Origin of the sequence: Bremerella volcania, from assembly GCF_007748115.1 — a bacterium.
GTDB classification, from domain to species: domain Bacteria; phylum Planctomycetota; class Planctomycetia; order Pirellulales; family Pirellulaceae; genus Bremerella; species Bremerella volcania.
Map to the genome: position 1 here is coordinate 1,268,996 of NZ_CP036289.1, position 18,088 is coordinate 1,287,083.

An 18,088-nucleotide genomic window follows, 5' to 3' on the forward strand; every position below is an offset into this window, starting at 1 on the left:
GCACGATGGCTTTGTACGAAGCGTCCGCCACCCAGTTGTTGTCTCAGCTTGAATCAGGCGAAGTCACCTCGGTCGAGGTCACCCAGGCCTGTCTCGATCGAATCCGCGAGCATGATGGCGCCGTGGGGGCGTTTCTGAAGGTGATGGACGAGAAGGCGCTGGCCAAAGCTGCCGAGGTCGATCGCAAGCGGAAAGCGGGCGAAGATCTGGGCCTCTTGGCGGGAGTGCCGGTCGCTGTGAAGGACCTGCTGTGTACCGAAGGGGAAGTCACTACGTGTGCTTCCAAGATGCTCGAGAACTTCGTCCCGCCGTACAGCAGCACGGTGATCAAGAAGCTGGAAGCGGCCGACGCCGTCATCGTGGGCAAGACCAACATGGACGAGTTCGCCATGGGTGGTTCGACCGAGAACTCGGCCCTCGGCAAGACACGCAATCCTTGGAACACCGACCTGGTCCCAGGCGGCTCCTCGGGCGGTGCGGCTGCTTGCCTGGCAGCCCAGATGGTGCCCCTTTCGATCGGTACCGACACGGGTGGTTCGATTCGCCAGCCTGCTTCGTTCTGCGGGGTCGTCGGGCTGAAACCAACCTACGGCCGTGTTAGTCGTTTTGGTCTCATCGCGTTTGCCAGCAGCCTGGATCAGATTGGCCCGATGGCGCGCACGGCGGAAGACACGGCGCTCTTCCTGGAAGCGATGGCCGGTCACGATCCGCAAGATTCGACTTCGGCCAACGTTGCCTGTCCGCTGTTCAGCAAGACGGTCGACCAGCCGCTGGAAGGTTTGCGGATTGGCCTGGTGAAAGAACACTTCGGCGAAGGTCTCGACAGTGAAGTCGAGAAGTCCGTGCGAGAGGCCGTAGCCGTTTACGAGAAACTCGGCGCAAAGGTCGTCGACATTTCGTTGCCGCATAACAAGTACGGCATCGCGACCTACTACATCATTGCCCCGAGTGAGGCATCCAGTAACCTGGCCCGCTTCGATGGTGCCCACTACGGCCATCGCTGTGATGAAGCCACGATGCTTGAGGAGCTACAGAAGGAAAAAGAAGCCTTCGAAGCCGCCGGCGATGAACTGGGGTTGAAGCGGATGGATACGCCGCTGATTCGCATGTATCGTCAGAGCCGGGCCGAAGGGTTCGGTCCCGAAGTGAAGCGGCGAATCATGCTCGGTACCTACACGCTCAGTGCCGGGTACTACGATGCGTTCTACCTCAAGGCATTGAAGGTTCGTCGTTTAATTCGCGAAGACTACGACAAGGCATTCAAGGCCGTCGACGTGATCGTTGGTCCGACCGCCCCGAACCCAGCGTTCGCCGCCGGCTCGAAGACCAATGATCCGCTGGCCATGTACCTGGAAGACTTGTACACGGTGACCGCGAACCTGGCTGGCATCCCGGCCATTTCGATCCCGTGCGGAATGACCAGCGGCGGCCTCCCGGTCGGTCTGCACATGCAGGCCCCGGCCTTGGAAGAAGACCGCCTATTGCGAGCCGCCTACATGTTCCAAAAAGAAACCGCCTGGCACGCGAAGACACCGAGTTTGTAAGACGCAGATAAGCGAATCCTAGTCTCCAAGCATAGGCAGTTCCGTATTCCGAAGCCCCGAAGGGGCGTCAGATAATAGCCAGGGGCGTAAGCCCCTGGAAAGGTGACAAAACAAACGAAAGCCCCAACGGGGCGACAGAAACGTGGAGAGGTAGCGCAGTGCCACAATCATTCGCAAGTCTCTACGTTCATTTGATTTTTAGCACGAAGAATCGCGAATCGTGGATTGACGACCAGTGGTCACCGAGATTGGACCGAGATTGGACACGATCATTCCAAGAGGAATTCGTCGCGTTCCTTACCAAGCACAACGTTGAATTTGATCCTAGGTACGTGTTCGATTAGGAATGATTCTGCCGCCCCGTTGGGGCTTGCGAATCGACATGCTACATACCAGGGGCTTACGCCCCTGGCTATTATCTGTCGTCCCTTCGGGACTAAGAATTTACATTTTTGATTGGGCCATGTGCCCTCGGTTGGAACTTTGAAATCCGACAGGGACATAGGAAGGACTGGGTTTGCTTGACGAACCCATGAATTGACCGACCAGGAAAAGTCATGAGCGACGATTACGAGATCATTATCGGGCTGGAAGTTCACGTGCAGTTGGCGACCAAGACGAAGTTGTTTTGCCGCTGTAGTACGAAGTTTGGGGCTTCGCCCAATACGCAGACTTGTCCCGTTTGTCTGGGGATGCCAGGTTCGCTTCCGGTGATGAACCGCGAGGCGTTTCAGCTGGGGTTGAAGACGGCCTGTGCGCTGAATCTGAACGTCCCTCGCTTCACCAAGTGGGACCGTAAGAACTATTACTACCCCGACCTTCCCAAGGGATACCAGATCAGCCAGTTTGATCTGCCGATGTCGGAAGATGGTTACCTGTGGATCAGCGATCCGAAAGAACAGTTCGAGGCCAAGAAGGTCGGCATCATCCGCGCTCACCTGGAGGAAGATGCTGGCAAGTCGATGCACGACGAAGCCGCCGGTAAGGCCGATACGCGAATCGACCTGAACCGAACCGGCACGCCGCTGTTGGAGATCGTAAGCCAGCCGGACATGCGTTCGCCGCTGGAGGCGAAGGCCTACCTGAACGAGCTGAAGCTGATTCTGACCTACCTCGGCGTTTCTGACTGCAACATGCAGGAAGGAAGCCTTCGCGTCGATGCGAACGTCAACTTGCACATCAAGTCGGACGATCCGCACAAGATCGCGACGCCAATCGTCGAGATCAAGAATATGAACAGCTTCCGCGCCGTCGAGCGGGCCCTCGCTTACGAGGCAACCCGGCAATACGACGAATGGCAGGAAACGGGCAAGACGATCAAGGATGCCCCCAAGACCACCCGTGGTTGGGACGATCAGGCCCAGGTCACGCGGCCGCAGCGCGAGAAGGAAGATTCGAGTGACTATCGCTACTTCCCTGATCCTGACCTCGCCCCGGTGGTTACCACCGAGGAAGAAGTCGAAGCCATCCAGCAGGCGCTGTGCGAGTTGCCGATGGCCATTCGCGAGCGGCTTCACGACGGCTACGGCATTCCGGCCTACGATGCCGACGTGATCGTCAATCAGGGGATCGTGGCCGTGAAGTACTTCGAGGACCTGGCCCTCAAGACCGGCGACGCCAAGATGTCCAGCAACTGGGTCCAGCAGGACGTGCTGCGAGTGCTGAAGGAACGTGATCTCGAGTTCGATCAATTCCCGATCACGGTCGAGCGGCTCTCAGGCTTGCTGAAGGCGATCATGAACAAAGAGATCGACACGACCCGGGCCAAGGACGTCTTTACCCAGATGCTCGACAGCGACAAAGACGCTCAAGCAATCATGAAGGAAATGGGCATCGAGAAGGTCGACGATTCGGAACTCGACAACCTCGTCAAGGAAATCCTGGAAGCCAATCCCAAGGCGGTCGAAGACCTGAAGAACGGCGTGCAGAAGGCGGTCGGCGCGCTCATCGGTCAGGCCAAAAAGAAGAACCCCAACATCGACCCCGGCACCTTCCGTGCGAAGTGCCTGGAGTTGGTGAAGCATATGTAGTACTTGGCCCCAGACGTTCCGATTCGTTTCAGGCTGCATCATGTTCATTCCTGGCGGAATCATCGCTCTTACCACCGACTTTCAAACGGACTCGTTCTATGTCGCTGAAATGAAAGTCGCGGCGCATCAAATTGCTCGCGAGGCGTTGATTGTGGACGTCACGCATGCCATCGCGCCGCAAGACGTGAAGCAGGCCAGTTGGATATTGCTTCGCGCCTTAGAGGCGTTTCCGGAGGGAACGGTGCATGTTTGCGTGGTCGATCCCGGAGTGGGTACCGATCGCAAGATTCTTGCCGCGATCATTCATGGCCAGGCAGTCATTGGTCCTGACAATGGGTTGTTTGACGTCATCGCGTCCCGGTACCACGTCGCGGCGATCATCGAACTGAACAATGAAGTCTATTTCGGCCCGCGTCGATCCCACACGTTCCACGGCCGCGACATCATGGCCCCGATGGCCGCTCACCTGGTACGGGGAATACCTCTGGAAAGTCTCGGTGACTCCCTTCACCGGCCGTTGGTTACACAGGAAACGAAAGCCAAGATTTTTGCCAAGAGGCAAGAGAACGAGATTCACGGGCAGTTCATCTACGCCGATTCGTTCGGTAACTGCGTGACGAATATCTTTGAAGATGATATCCCCGATGATTGGGATCGCAGGCGCTTGAGAGTTGAGTCAGGTTCGCATGCGGTGGACGGAATCGTCTCGACCTATGGTGAACGTGAGGTGGGAGCTTCCGCGGCCTTGGTCGGCTCTTCCGGGCAACTTGAGTGGGCCGTTGTTCAGGGAAGTGCCGCCCAAAAGTATGGGTTTGAGGCGGGCATTGCGGTTAAGATCGTGCGTGAAAACGCCTGATTGGATGGTTATCTGCCCTTAGAAATCGCAAGATGCTTGGCGAAAAGGGCTAAGATAGCTAGAATCGCTCGCAAGATTCCTTCTCTTCCCAACACCAGGAATATGTCAACGTGCCGAGTCGTATCTCCGGAAAAGTCGTATCCATCTCGGAAACGGGAGACGCCATCACCGACTTGGCTCACGAGCAATTGGCGGATATCCCGCAAGATGATCGGACTTCCATCGAGTGCGGAGGGCATACGACCCTGGGCATTTATCCACTGGATCATGACCAGCCTGAGTTGACGTACGTGGCGATCCTGGGCAAGAGTGGTCGCTTGGAACTGTCGCTCATTGGTGACAGTGCCGCGAAGTTCCTGGGACTCAAAGTGAACGACGAAGTCACCATCAAGTGGTAGTCAGGTCAAATCGTCCGGTGCGTCCTTTCTCAAGCGGCAAAGAGTTCTTCGTATGACGCACAACCCTTACGAGCCGCCTGAGTCACACGGTACGTCGGGCTCAGTCACACCAAGCGAGCTTGTCGGGTCTGACGATCAGCCGCGAAAGTTTGGTTTCTGGGCGGCTTACTTTTTGGTCGTCGCCAGCATGGTTGGGGCAGGCATTCTCACCTCGTCTGGGTTCACACTTCACGACACGGCCAACCCTGCCGGGCTGATGGTGATCTGGATCCTGGGTGGGATTCTCGCCTTGTGCGGAACGGTTACGATCGCCGAGTTGGCGACCATGCTGCCCCGAGCAGGCAGTGACTACCTTTTCGTGCGCGAAGCATTTGGCCGCGAGGCAGGGATCGTCGTGGGGTGGGCCACGTTCGTTTTAGGTTTCGCTGCGCCAACGGCTGTCGTGGCACGGTTGTCGGCGAATTACCTTTCGATTCCCATAACCGAGAATTTTGACGTCGGACTGGCGGGACCTTACCTGGAACCAGCCCTGGCTACGCTATTTGTCCTCATCTTGATGACGATCCACTGCCTCGGCCACCGAGAGAGCAGTGGCCTGCAGGTTCTGTCGACGCTCGTGAAGATAACGCTGCTGATTGGCTTGGTCGTCATCGGCTTGAGTTTCGGCCAGGGGGATTGGAGCCACTTTGCCGCAAGCCATGTGCCTGATTCCCACGAGTTCTTCACGCTTGGGATCGGTTTGATTTACGTCAGCTACGCTTACACGGGCTGGAACGCGGCGGCCTATGTTGCCGGCGAAGTCCGTGATCCGGAACGCCTATTACCGCGGAGCTTGATCGCCGGGTGTGCGTCGGTGATGGGGCTGTATCTACTGGTGAACCTGACGTATGTGTTTGCCCTGGATCCTCAGGAAATGACGCAGTTGAGTATTCCCGAGGTCATTCCTGTCGCTCAACTGGCGGCCAAGCAGCTCTTTGGTAGCCAGGTCGCCGGCGTGGTTTCGATTTTACTGGGTCTGGGGATGCTGGCTTCGGTGAGTGCTTACATGCTTTCCGGACCGCGCATCGCGTATGCAATGGCAAGTGATGGTGCGTTTCCTCGATTCGCCGCCAAGCTGCACGACCGTCGCCAGACCCCCATCGCCGCGATCATCGTGCAGGGGGGAATCGCAATCGGAATGGTTTGGTCCGGTCCCTTCTTAGATATCCTCAACTATACGGCGATCGGCCTGGCGGTGATTTCGGGACTGGTAGTCGCGAGCATCTTTCCGCTACGAAATCGCGAGGATTTGCCGCACCCCTATCGCCTGCCCCTTTATCCACTGCCACCCATTTTGTACCTGGCATTGATGGGATGGGTCGTAGCGTCCGGATTGATGCAAGACGTGCAAGGACTTCAGCTTGACGAGCCGAGGCTTCCGACCACAACATTCAGCTTGCTTACGATCCTGCTGGGATTGCCGGTGGCTTACTTTTTAGCTCGACGTAGCACGCCGCTCTAGACGGCTGCCGCCTCGGCGTGGAAGCGGATCAGCTCGATCAGCTTCGCGCGATCGACCGGCTTGGTCGTGTAGTCGGTACAGCCTGCTTCAATGCAGCGATTGCGATCTTCGGCCATCGCATGAGCCGTCAAGGCGATGATCGGACCGTTGTAACCGTCGGATCGCAGCTTCGTCGAGGCTGCGTAGCCGTCCATGATCGGCATCTGCATGTCCATGAGGATGACGTCGAACGGCCTGCCTGACGCGGTAGCAGCGTTAGCTTTCAGGTAGCCAAGTTCGCCATTCTCGGCCATATCGACTTCGGCTCCAGCTTTTTTCAGCAGGAACGAGATTAAACGCTGGTTATCGGGGCCATCTTCGACCAGCAGAATCTTCAGGTCACGCAAAGCGTTTTTCGTATCGGTAGGCTTGCTTTTTTCCTCGTCTGGAGCCGACATTGCTGCATCCGGCTCTTGGAAAGTCACGTTATGCAGTGGGCCTGGATCAATCACAAGCCGGAAGGTCGTACCGGCATGCGATGTATCGAGGATCGTCAGGTCACCGCCCAGGAGACCAGCGAATCGCTTGCTGATGGTGAGCCCCAGTCCCGTTCCGCCGAATCGACGCGACATGGATCCGTCCGCTTGCGTGAACGGTTGGAACAACTTGTCCCGCATTTCTTCCGAGATACCGATCCCGGTATCGGTCACATCGATCTGGATTCTGCGGTTGGGTGCCTTACCGACCAGCGAGACTTTCAGGCTCACGCTACCTTCGTGGGTGAATTTGATCGCATTGCTCAGCAGATTCATCAGGATCTGCCGCAATCGTGTCGGGTCGGTCAGGATCATTTCGGGAATGGGACCGCTATACTCGACTTGGATGTTCAGCTTCTTCTCTTCCGCACGCACTTGCATCAGCTGGCGAATGTCAGCGATCAGACGGTGCAGCGAGCATGGTAGATTTTCAACTTGGAACTTGCCGGCCTCGATTTTGGAAAAGTCCAGCAAATCGTTGATGAGCGAAATCAAGTGCGAGCCATTGCGGCGAATCGTCTGGATGGCCTCGATTCGTTCGACGGGTGCCTTGTAGATGTCACCGGTTTCTAACAGGACGTCGGCAAACCCAAGGATCGCCGTCAGCGGAGTACGGATTTCATGGCTCATGTTGGCCAGAAACGCACTCTTGGCACGGTTTGCGCCCTCGCTGGCTTCGATGGCCTTGCGCAGCTCATTTGTCTGCTGTTCGAGACGTTCGTGCGACTCTTGCAGGACCAGGCGTTGCAGTTCAATCTCGCGCGTTCGCTCGGTCACCTCTCGCTCGACTTCGGCCTGCATTTTCTCCATTTCGGCGCGGCGGTTGGCGATGACCGTCATCTCGCGGCAGCTGATCCAGGTCGAGTAAATCAGGAAGACATCCTCGAAGACCACCCAGCCAACATGTTCCAGTGACCGCTGCCATCCAGATATCGAGATGCCGTAGAGCGACTCAGGCCACAGTAAACCGCGTGCCACGTGATCCACGGCCACAACGAGGGAAGCGGTCACCAGGACTTTCCAGTCGCGATAGAACGCCAGGAAAGCCAACGAGCCGAAGACATGGAAGTGGGCTTCGACGCGACCGCCCATCAGATGAATCAAAAGCGCTGAAGCCAATGCCTGGCCGACGGCAATGGTTTGCCGCGTAATGGCCCGACCGGGATAGTAATTCGCCAATAGGATTGGCAAGCTGCAAATCAGTCCACCAATGACCAACGCGGACCAGATGTGAGGATGAACGTGTTGCGTCCGACCCGCCCAGGAGTATGGCGAGACCCAAAGGGCGATCCCAATTCCGGCAAGCCACTGGAAAAACATGAGCCACGCGAACATGTGGTCCGTGCGACGATAGATCGAATCGCGATGTTCGTCTAACAGTTCGCAGGCTCGGTCATTGATGGGGCGATCTTCACTCAGCGACATGTTCGGAACCTCGACTATTGATCGCTAGTTCGTTTGGCGAATCGATTATCGGGCAGCCGAAAACATTGGTTTTTTCGCAGCTTACTTCCCCATTGAGAACATATTGGACAATCGAGTTGCGGCCGAGGTTTTCCCCTTCGTGTCCGCGAGCTGGCGTAATTCCGCCACTGAAGACTCTTCGCCCGTCCCTGGAATAAAGAAGAGAATGGCCGGAGGTCAGCGCACCAAACATGTTAGCGAGTTGCCCATCGATGTCGTTGGTGATTTTTACGTGAGGTATTTCCAGCGCCTGACGAACCTTGCTGGTATCTTCCCATTGCAGGCCAATCGGGGAGTAGAAGACTATGTGAGTATTCAGGAGAGTACCGCAAGCCGATTGGATGCGGGTCAATTCGTTGAGTGTCGCGACCGAGCAAGGGCACTGAGGATGAATGAAGACCAGGAGGTTAGGCCGCTGCGTATCGAGCTTGATGGAGTCATTGGCAGGCCACACCAGCGCATGGTCGCTTCTTTCGCCGGGCAGGTTGTGATAAGCCAACAGCGTCGTGAAAGCCCCTGCAATCAGAATCACCCAAATGCTGACAACTGCGGAAAGAATAGATCGGCCAGGACGCGATACTACGCCAGGTTCGATGTCTTCCTTCGTTGCTTGATGCAAGTTGCCATACATGAGAAAAAATTCCGATCAACACGGTTCCCCGGACGGATTCCAACGTTTTCCGGTCTGAGCCAAAGCTTAGGTCAGAGGGAAACGCGGCGGGCGATTCCGAATTGATGATGAGGCTAACCGTCGATAAGTTCTAACGGTTTTAACGATTGCGCCTCTTACTCTAGCTTGGTGCGATCCCAGGCGAACCTCTGGAGAGCGAGCCTCTAAAGTAGGGGGCGAATGCCTTAGTCAAGAAAATGATCACGGAAGAGCCGGAGTAAGGTTTCGCATTGCGGGGCCGCTTGGCACTGCCGACGAAAAACGTCGTACGGAACTTTGGCGATACGTTCGCAATATTCCGGGTAAGCTTCTACGCGGCTAATCAGAGTTGGCAGCGTGAGTTCTGGATGGAACTGCGTGCAGTAAACGGGGCGTCCGTCAAACCGAAAGGCCTGCTGAGCAACCCTCTCGGTCGAGGCCAACAGCGTCGTCCCTGGCGGTAACTCGATCACGCGGTCTTCGTGCCCCATGTAGGCCTCGAAGCTCTCTGGGAGATGCGAGAATATCGGATCGAGCTTGCCAGCCTCGGTCAACGTAACCAGGCTGGTTCCCAGTTCGGCGTGCTCTAAGTCATGAATGACCTTGCCTCCGGCGGCCCTGGCCAACGATTGAAATCCCCAGCACGACGCAAACGTTGGTTTTCCACTGTCGAGCAAATACTGCAAGCTGACCAGCGCCTTCTGCATCCATGGTGCGCTGCTGGTGACGCTGTAACGTCCGGAACCACCGATCATAACCATGTCGACCTCCGCCAGATGCGAGGCATCCAGGCTCGTCGATAGCAGATCGAAGACCGTGATCGACTCTGGGGGGCATCGCAGCGCGTCGGCAAAACAGCCGATCTCTTGCTGACGAATCGGATCCTCGAAATCGCGAATCTGGATCAAAAGGTAACGATAGTCGTTCATGGCCGAGACGCTTTACTCAAAGTGACGTGATCGACTGCGCGGGCGATGACTTCGCACATGGTATCGATTTGCTCCATGGAAACGGCGAGGGGTGGCATGATCACGATCACGTCGCCCAGCGGACGAATCCACAGCCCATGTTGCAGGGCATATTGGCAAACTTGGTGGCCGTGTCGCTCGGTCCAGGGAAAATGCTCGCCGGTCTCGTGGTTCTTGACCAGTTCGACCGCCGCGATCATTCCGTACTGCCGCGCATCGCCGACATGAGGATGCTCGGCGAGTCGACTCAAGTGCTGCGCGATGCGCTGGATTTTAGCAGGAAGTTGTGCCAGCGTATCTTCCTGCTCAAAGACATCCAGGGTCGCCATCGCCGCCGCGGCACTTAACGGATTACCACCGAAGGTATGGCCATGGCACAACTGTTTGGCCGCGGCAAAGTCACCCAGGTACGCATTCCAAATCTCGGTCGTGGCGATCGCGGCGCTCATGGGAAGGTAGCCGCCGGAGAGGCCTTTTCCGAGGCACAGGATATCGGGCACGACGTCCTCTTGCTGGCAGCCGAACATCGTTCCGGTACGTCCCATGCCGACCGCCACTTCATCGGCAATCATCAGTACGTCGTACTTTTGCGTCAGGTCGCGCACGCCCCTGAGGTAACCTGCCGGCTGCATGATCATGCCTGCCGCTCCGAGGACCAGCGGTTCGATCACCACCGCCGCGATCGATTCGTGATGCTTGGCCAACGTTTCTTCCAGCATCTGCAAGTGATGCTGACAACTTGTCTCCTTGTTCGGCACGCGGCGATCGGGAATCGGGAGCCGATGAACGGGAAACATGAGCGGTTGGAACACCGCGTTGAATCGATCGACGCCACCGACGCTGATCGTGCCAATCGTGTCGCCGTGATAGGCGTCCTCGAATCCGATGTAGGACGTCTTTTGAGGCTTCGGATTCTTACACTGATGCCAGTATTGAAAGGCCAGCTTGATGGCGACTTCCAGGGCCGAAGCTCCGTCGCTGCAGAAGAAGACGTGATCCAGATCGGCCGGGGTTAGTTCTGCCAGACGCTTGGCCAACTGGATGGTGGTGCTGTTGGAGCATCCAAGGTTCGTGACGTGCGCCACCTTACCCAATTGCGTTTGAATTGCAGCGTCAATCGTCGGATGCCGATGCCCATGGACATTGCACCACATGCTGCTGACCCCATCGATCAGGCGGCGCCCTTCGGTATCGATCAACTCGCACCCTTCTGCCGATTCGATGATCAGCGGCTCGTAACATGCCATCTGCGTGAAGGCATGCCAGACGTAGTGCTTGTCCCAGTCGTGTAGCTGCTGCGAGGTCGGAGTCATAAGCGAAAAAGAAAGGAGGTCTCAAGGCAAAGACCTCATTGTAGAGCATGAAGCGATCTAGGTCAGGCTGGGGCCTGGCCGCGCGCTACTGCGACGACGAGCGAGAACCTTGCGGGCTTCCGCCAATTGGGTAGTCTTCCGGAAGCGGTCGTGCCGCCGTGGTGAATCCGATCTCGTACAGATCATCCCGAACCTTGCGGAAGTCGCCGTAACTGTCTGGGTAGGTCCAGATCGTGATCGTGGTCCGGGCCGGATCGAGCGAGGCAATGATTTCTCGGAATCGCGATCCTGGTTGCAACGCTTCATTAACGGGAAAGCCGAGTTCTTCGGTTTCTGGTTCCAGCGTAAAGTTCTGCAGTTCCACACCACCACGGGTGGCCGTGCCAAGCGACGTCTCCATCTCGTACGACCGACTGACGAGCGTGTACTGCATGACGTAGCCGTTCATTGGTCCGATGCGAGCCACTGCCTTGCCGTCTCGGCGAGCCCGATCGAGGTGGCTGCGGGCATCGTTCTTCATCGCTTCCACCAGACGCTCCATCGGAACGTAAGAGATGCGGCCATGCCGCAGGCGGAAGTGTTCTTCCTGGCCGAATACCGTCTTCGCCAGCGGGGTAGGGTAGTGGGCCAGTTCCTTCACTTCGGGGCGGTAGTCACGCAGGCTCTCGATTTGATCGTACAGCTGTTCCAGCTGCGAGGTCGTATGGAGCAGGTCGCGCTGTTGGGCGACTTCCTGTTGTTTGCTGCTGGAAAGCTCTTGCTGCTTTTGGTTCAGCGTCGTTTCCGCGGAAGTCAGGAACAATTGCAACTGATTGCGTTCCTCGAAGGCGAGTTTCGCTTGCTGCTGAACGTCCAGGATCTCTTGCTGGATGGAGGCTACGTCCTGGGCCATGCTGTTCAGCTCGGCCAGCGTCGGTCCCTGTGGCTTGGGAGGTGCCGGGAGTTCCGGCTCTGGCGCGGGGATCGATAGCGTCGGCGGTTTGACAGGCTCGTCCGTCTTGCCGATCGCCGCATCCACGATCGCATCGCGAGCGGTGATACCCACCACCATGATCAGGATGATCAGAATCCCGACCAGGTTGGTCACCACGTCGAGAAATGAATCGAGCGACGGGGCATTTTTATCAGCGCTGGTTGTTTTGGCTGGACGTCTCACTTGCGATTCACCTCGATCCCGGAACCGTACAAGAGCGTTTCCAACTGTCGCACCACCGGCTCGCCGCCTGGCTCGACGGTGACTTGTAGGATGGGCTTCCAATAGAAGTTGCGGCCGGCCATACCCCAGCTGTCGATGCGTGTGTGAATCAAGCGAACCAGCTTGTCGACAGCCGCTTCCATGTCTCCGTTGACCGGGACCGTTTCCGCGGGGCCAAGCACACCCCGTTCTTGGACCAACGTCATTTGCGCTCCGCTCACGACCAGCGTGACCGGTCGTGTAATGGCCGTGTTTTTCGGACCTGCCGAAGGTAAGGCCCAGTTCCCACCACGTGTCGCCGCGATTGGCTTGGAAGACGAGCGGTTGCCGCCTGTTCCGCCGGAAGCGTCCTTCATATCGGGACCGTTGGGCTGAGCGTACTGAGCGCCATGCTTGCCTTCACCGGTGCGCTGTTCCGGTGGAGCTTGCTGAGGATAGAAGCCGGGGCCGGTTTGTTGTTGGCCAGGCATCGGCTGCGTGCCATCGACCGGACTGGTCGCGCGGCCGGTTCCCATTTGTCCCGAACCTCCATACGTTTCCGCTGGCATTTCGCTTGTGCCGTTGCCACGTTCGACGAAGCGATTCTCGAGGAAAGCCTCTTCGTCACCGCCACCACCGACGGCTTGGAATCCACCGTTGCGTGTCGCCGCCAGATACTGATCTTCGACCCGGCCGTACTTCTTGGGTGCGGCCATGATCAACGCGATTTTGCGACGTCGAGCCAATTCGACCGTTTCGATCAAACGCTTGGCCAGAAAGCGATCGGCAGGCGGATAGGCGAGCTGGGTATCGTCGTCGACCAGTTCATAACCGAACTCGTCGTCCCAGCCATTCAACGCTTCGCGCGCGGCGGCATACGATTCGGCACCGCCGGGACGCACGATCAGCAGGGGATAAGGATTGCCTTGCCCAGGCACGCCTTGCGATTGACGGTATTCGCGAATCGTCCGCAGTGATGCGGCCAATGGGTTCCCAGGGCCGAGTGGTTCCTGGAAGTCGTTGCCGGTCAAGCCGATCCCTTCCGGTTGGATGATCACGCGATCGGCCGTGCATTCGATATAGATGGGTTGGCGGCGGGTTCCGCTCTGTCCGTCGTAAGGAACCAAGGCATAGGCTGGCTTGCGTCCCTCGATCTCTTTGCGAACCTTCTCCAATTCGGCCTGGGCTTCGGCGATCTGCTGATTCAAACGCTGCTTCTGGGTTTCAAAGTCATCGGCACTTCCGGTGACGTTATCGGTTTCCCCTTCCAGCACGGCGATGTCGCCCCGCAATTTGCGGATCTTCTCGGTCAGCCGGTGGCTATGGTCTTCCAGTCCAGAGAGCTGCAAGCGAGCATCTTCCAACTGCTTGAGCCGTGCGATGCGCAGCTGCTCGAGTTCTTTCATCTGCTCGGTGTAGTCTTCCACCGGCTCCGGTTCCGGTGCAGGCGCAGGAAGCTCCGGCTCTGCGGGAGCAGGCACCGAGAGTGTCGGCAACTCGACCGCCACCGCTTCCGTGCGAGCCTGAAGGACCATCACCACGAAGAGCACAATCAAGGCTCCCATGGTGCAGATCAACACGGCCAGGAAGGGGAACAGCGAGATCTCGACCGTATGTCGTGCTGAACGACGTCGACTCACGCGGCTTGACCTTTGTCCTTGCGATCGAGCTGAACCGAAGTATGTCCACCGCCGGACATCCGCGAGTTGAGCAAGTGAATGGTCGCGGCCAGGCTTTGGACCGTTTCCTCAAAGTGCTGCTTGCCAGCCAGCGTTTCCAGGTTGCGATTGAGGGAGTGTTCCAGGTTGGCAACCTCGCCGGTCGCTTCGACCACCTTCAGCAGAATCGTTCCTTGCTCGGTCAGTTGTTCATGCTGGGCATGGATCGAAGAGCTGACCTGGTACAACGCATCGACAACTCCGTTGAGCTGCTCTGCCGAACGTTGAATCGTATGCTGCTGGGCAGCGGCGAACGCATCGGCATGCGTTTTGAGCGATTCGGTCAACGCATTGTGCAGTGCCGTTTCCATCTGCTCGCTGCTGGTGGAAATGAGTCGCTGCCAATGTTGATGCGCGGAGGAAACCGTATCTCGCCAAAGCTCGGTTTGACGGACCACCAGATCTTGCGTCGTTTGGATGGTTCGTTCGGCCATCTTTTTGACGGCCAGAACGCTCGGGTCGGTGGCGCTCCCTTCGGTTTCAAACCGTGCGGTCAGTTCGTCTGCCGCGATGGAATCGACGTTGCCAAGCAGTTCGGACTCGACGCGTCCGAGCACAAACTGGGCGAACATCAGTCCAATCGAAAGCGTTAAAGCGAGCGCCGTCGTATCGAACGCCACGCTCAGCCCTTGCAACAGGCTTTCCATGGCGACTTTCGGTTCGTTGACCAAGGCTTCCGGTGAAAGATTGCCCAGAGCGAGCGTGATACCGATGACGGTACCCAAAAAGCCCAGCATCGGCGTGGCCCAGATCACGATGCGAACCATCGAATAGTCGTGTTCGCACTTTTCTTGATCGATGTCGGCCAGGTATTTCAGTTCATCCTGCAGGTTCGAGGCGGTCTGGCTGGCATGGACATGCTGCAAGCCCTTGGAGAGCCGCTGAAACAAAAGTGTCGAGTGAAATGACTCCGGCAATTGCTTTAGCGCATCGAGTAAAAGCGGGGCCTGTTCGATCTTGTCGCGGCCGTTCTCTTGAGGCGGCAGATCGACCTGGCTCAGCGAGCGGAACTCGCCGATCAGTTGGCCAGCCTTCAATAGCAAGGCAGCGACACCCACCATAAACATAGCGACTTCCACGTACTCGACCGGGTGAGCGGTGACGTAGCGAAGCAGGGGATGATGGGGAATAATGCCAAAATGGATAGCACCGTAGAACAAGACCGTCAGAGCTGAACCGATCAGAATCGGCCAACCCAGCTTTGCGGCGATGGACTGGGAAATTTTGGGGGCGTCCGTCTGTTGCACAATCGAACTCCTTCTCGATGGCACCGCACATCCCGGGGTAGGGGGCGGAACAAAAGGGAAACTCGCGTTAATCGTTAGAATCGACATTTCGACCCCTAACTAATCAGACAAAATCGGAAGTCGATTTCGGTAGCTGTTAGTCTGGGGAGATATGGAGGGTTGCGATAATGCGATAGATTTTTCGAGTTTCGCCCCAAAAGAGCTTCAATAGGGATTGCCCGCGTGCCGATAACTTTAACCGTCGAGGCAATCAGTGCTTCGATAACTACCGCCCACAGGCGGACTTGCTGAAATGCAATCGCGCGAAAGCGTGTCGAATCAAATCCCGGGGGGGAAATGAATGTTCGGCCGACGGACTTGTCCGTCGGCCGATGTTCTTTCTTGACCAAAAAAATTTCGGGTAGCCGCCAGGCTTCATTTCTCCCCGCGAAATCGATGTTTGTCGGTTTCCTCGGCACTGATAAACTGCCGCTTCTTAGGGAGAAAAATGCTGATTTGCACCGACCTTCCCCCTAAAGGGGTTGTCGCTGCCTGTTAAATCTCCCTAACTAACCATCAGATAATTAGTTGCATCTCGGAATTGGGCTTCTAGAATAAGTCTTGGAGGAACGATTCCGTAAATCGCGTAATCTAGGTGATTTATGTGGAAGTCGCTTCTTTCGGCGATCGTTGTTATGGTCGCGGTAACGCTGAGCGTTGAACTTTTCCGCAGTACTCCGTCTGCATTGGCCCAGAAGCATAATGGGCTACCGGTCTCGAGTAGCTTGGTCGTCCATGCGGTCAAAGCGGAGGACGGCGGGCAGCTCATGATCATGGTCGACCCGGAAACCCGGGTCATGGCCGTGTATCACGTGGACGGAAACACGGGGAAAGTTTCCCTGAAAAGCGTTCGCAACTTACAATGGGATTTACTCATCGAGGAATTCAACGGGGGCACGCCAAGCCCGCGTGAGATTCGTACACTGATCAACCAATCGTAGCGACGAAGTCCAAGGTCAAAGGCTTCCCGCTAGGTTGGACCTTTTGGGAGCCATCATGGCCGACTATCTTCCGCTTTCTGAATTCGCCGCCAAGCTAGGCGTATCTGAAGACACGATTCAAGATCTGCGCGAGCGCGGCAAGGTGCGTGCCTTCCGCGATGGATCGAGCTGGAAGTTCAAGGAAGACGAACTCGAAAAAGCCCGTGGCATCCTGGCCGAGGAAGATCTCGGCGGAGGAGACAGCGAGAGTCAGGAATTCGAGCTTAGCGGCGTCACTGATTCGGACGAAGGTTCGTCCGGCTCGATGGACAGCATTCTGATTTCCGATACCGGCGAAGGTGGCGACAGCGGTTCGTCCCACATCATCGGCCAAGACTCGGACAGTTCGTTGAGCCTGGATAGCGATATCGGCTTTGACGAGGCATCGAGCAGCAGCGTTGACCCTGCCGGCGAATCGAATCTGAGCAGTTTGAGCCTCGGCGAAGGTTCCGACATCCTCGAAGGGTCGTCGATTAACAAGCCACGCGACGAAGACAACTTCAGCCTGCAAGATGATGACGAAGAATTGACGCTCAACGACGAGGGGAGCGACGTGAACATCGACCTGGGCGGTGAACCGGCCGATCCCGAAGGGACAGGCAGCGGCTTGAGCCTGGGGCTGGAAGACGAATCGCTGGATCTTGGTACCAGCGGTATCGGCTTGGAAGATAACGACAGTAGCGGTGAACTGACGCTCGATATCGAAGATGACGAGGACAGCAGCATGGATCTGCTGGGCTCGGATAGCGAACTTGGCCTGGCCGACGAACCAGCCGCAAAGGGTGAAAGCGGCGGGAGCGAAATCAGCCTGGTCGATGACGACAGCGGTGTTGGCCTGGCCGCCGAAGCCGATGACGACGACTTCTCGCTTTCGACGGGCGATAGCGGTCTGGAACTGATCAGCGCCGACGAAGCGGAAGTGGTTGCCGACAGCACGGACGATGACGAGATCAGCGAAGCAGTCGCCGGCGGTGCCGCGGAAGACGACTTCCTGCTGACGCCTGTCGAGGGGGATTTGGAAGACGACGATAGCGGGTCGCAGGTGATTGCGTTGGACTCGGATTCGATGTCTTCGGAATCAGGCCTGTTCGGAAGCGCGACCCTGGAAGGGGGCGACTTCGGCGGCTTGGGTGAGAGCGATGGTCTGGAAGCCGACGATTCGGTAATGGCCGGTACAGGGACAATGGCCACGGCCGCTCCTGTGGCAGCAGCACCTTCCGAGGTGCCCTACTCGTTCATGAATGTCCTCAGTCTCGGATTTACCGCACTACTGCTGTTGGTATGCGGGCTGATGGTGACCGACCTGATGTGGAACATGTGGAGCTTCAGTGAACCCTATTCCCTCACAAGTACGCTGATGGACGGCATTTTGAATCTGCTACCTTCGTAGTGATTCATTATCGAACTCGATCATTCGACAGCCGCGTTTTCTCCCTTAAAGAGACGCGGCTGTTTTGTTGTTGGTCGTCTGCCTTTAACGGTCTGTCAAATTACACGCCCTAAAATCGGTACCAATTATCGCGACTTCTGGTTGCGGGTTCCCAAAGACCATGTATCCGATCGGGGCTTGGGCGCTATAATAGGGATAGTGTTATGACAGTGGGCGACCGCGTAAGCGTAAGTCGTTGCTGTGTTGGACAATTAGGCCAATTGGCGACAGGAGTTGGGCCCCGCTTCCCGACTGCCTAAATC

14 protein-coding genes are annotated in these 18,088 nt (G+C 57.0%); 7 read left to right on the forward strand and 7 right to left on the reverse strand.

Annotation, left to right across the window (positions count from 1 at the left end):
- The first annotated feature begins 5 nt into the window (after positions 1 to 5).
- The 5 genes from gatA to Pan97_RS05060 all read left to right on the forward strand — a co-directional run bounded on the left by gatA (position 6) and on the right by Pan97_RS05060 (position 6,329).
- Positions 6 to 1,544: an Asp-tRNA(Asn)/Glu-tRNA(Gln) amidotransferase subunit GatA gene (gatA, locus tag Pan97_RS05035; protein WP_144971042.1), complete on the forward strand. Its 1,539-nt coding sequence runs from the start codon at positions 6 to 8 to the stop codon at positions 1,542 to 1,544.
- Between the two features lie 557 nt (positions 1,545 to 2,101).
- Positions 2,102 to 3,574: an Asp-tRNA(Asn)/Glu-tRNA(Gln) amidotransferase subunit GatB gene (gene gatB / locus Pan97_RS05045; protein WP_144971044.1), complete on the forward strand. Its 1,473-nt coding sequence runs from the start codon at positions 2,102 to 2,104 to the stop codon at positions 3,572 to 3,574.
- Between the two features lie 40 nt (positions 3,575 to 3,614).
- Positions 3,615 to 4,430, forward strand: coding sequence for an SAM hydrolase/SAM-dependent halogenase family protein (locus Pan97_RS05050; protein ID WP_144971045.1), 816 nt, complete (start codon positions 3,615 to 3,617; stop codon positions 4,428 to 4,430).
- Between the two features lie 110 nt (positions 4,431 to 4,540).
- Positions 4,541 to 4,828 (forward strand): SAM-dependent chlorinase/fluorinase, encoded by a 288-nt coding sequence (locus tag Pan97_RS05055; RefSeq protein WP_144971046.1) that lies wholly within the window; start codon positions 4,541 to 4,543, stop codon positions 4,826 to 4,828.
- Between the two features lie 52 nt (positions 4,829 to 4,880).
- The gene (locus Pan97_RS05060) at positions 4,881 to 6,329 is read left to right on the forward strand and encodes an APC family permease (RefSeq protein WP_144971047.1); all 1,449 of its coding nucleotides are present in this window, start codon (positions 4,881 to 4,883) and stop codon (positions 6,327 to 6,329) included.
- Here the strand turns inward: Pan97_RS05060 and Pan97_RS05065 are convergent.
- The 7 genes from Pan97_RS05065 to Pan97_RS05095 all read right to left on the reverse strand — a co-directional run bounded on the left by Pan97_RS05065 (position 6,326) and on the right by Pan97_RS05095 (position 15,377).
- Entirely contained in the window at positions 6,326 to 8,269 is a 1,944-nt protein-coding gene (locus tag Pan97_RS05065) for an ATP-binding protein (RefSeq protein ID WP_144971048.1), read from the reverse strand. The genes Pan97_RS05060 and Pan97_RS05065 overlap by 4 nt on opposite strands.
- On the reverse strand, positions 8,256 to 8,939 hold the full coding sequence (locus Pan97_RS05070; RefSeq protein WP_144971049.1) for a hypothetical protein: 684 nt from the start codon (positions 8,937 to 8,939) through the stop codon (positions 8,256 to 8,258). Before Pan97_RS05070 ends, Pan97_RS05065 begins: the two co-directional genes overlap by 14 nt.
- A 224-nt stretch (positions 8,940 to 9,163) precedes the next feature.
- Positions 9,164 to 9,886, reverse strand: a complete 723-nt coding sequence (locus tag Pan97_RS05075) for a type 1 glutamine amidotransferase (protein ID WP_144971050.1) — start codon at positions 9,884 to 9,886, stop codon at positions 9,164 to 9,166.
- The gene (gene bioA, locus Pan97_RS05080) at positions 9,883 to 11,238 is read right to left on the reverse strand and encodes an adenosylmethionine--8-amino-7-oxononanoate transaminase (RefSeq protein WP_144971051.1); all 1,356 of its coding nucleotides are present in this window, start codon (positions 11,236 to 11,238) and stop codon (positions 9,883 to 9,885) included. The genes Pan97_RS05075 and bioA overlap by 4 nt, the downstream gene beginning before the upstream one ends.
- A gap of 85 nt (positions 11,239 to 11,323) precedes the next feature.
- Positions 11,324 to 12,394 carry a hypothetical protein gene (locus Pan97_RS05085; protein WP_144971052.1) on the reverse strand — a complete coding sequence of 357 codons (1,071 nt, stop codon included), beginning with the start codon at positions 12,392 to 12,394 and terminating at the stop codon, positions 11,324 to 11,326.
- Positions 12,391 to 14,052, reverse strand: a complete 1,662-nt coding sequence (locus Pan97_RS05090; protein WP_144971053.1) for a coiled-coil domain-containing protein — start codon at positions 14,050 to 14,052, stop codon at positions 12,391 to 12,393. Before Pan97_RS05090 ends, Pan97_RS05085 begins: the two co-directional genes overlap by 4 nt.
- Positions 14,049 to 15,377, reverse strand: coding sequence for a MotA/TolQ/ExbB proton channel family protein (locus Pan97_RS05095; RefSeq protein ID WP_165698618.1), 1,329 nt, complete (start codon positions 15,375 to 15,377; stop codon positions 14,049 to 14,051). The genes Pan97_RS05090 and Pan97_RS05095 overlap by 4 nt, the downstream gene beginning before the upstream one ends.
- Positions 15,378 to 16,018: 641 nt before the next feature.
- On the opposite strand from Pan97_RS05095, the gene Pan97_RS05100 reads away from it, so the two are divergent.
- Both Pan97_RS05100 and Pan97_RS05105 read left to right on the forward strand, forming a co-directional pair.
- A complete protein-coding gene (locus Pan97_RS05100) occupies positions 16,019 to 16,357 on the forward strand; it encodes a hypothetical protein (protein ID WP_144971055.1) in 339 nt (112 codons plus the stop codon).
- Between the two features lie 55 nt (positions 16,358 to 16,412).
- A complete protein-coding gene (locus Pan97_RS05105; RefSeq protein WP_144971056.1) occupies positions 16,413 to 17,786 on the forward strand; it encodes a helix-turn-helix domain-containing protein in 1,374 nt (457 codons plus the stop codon).
- The last annotated feature ends 302 nt before the right edge of the window (positions 17,787 to 18,088 follow it).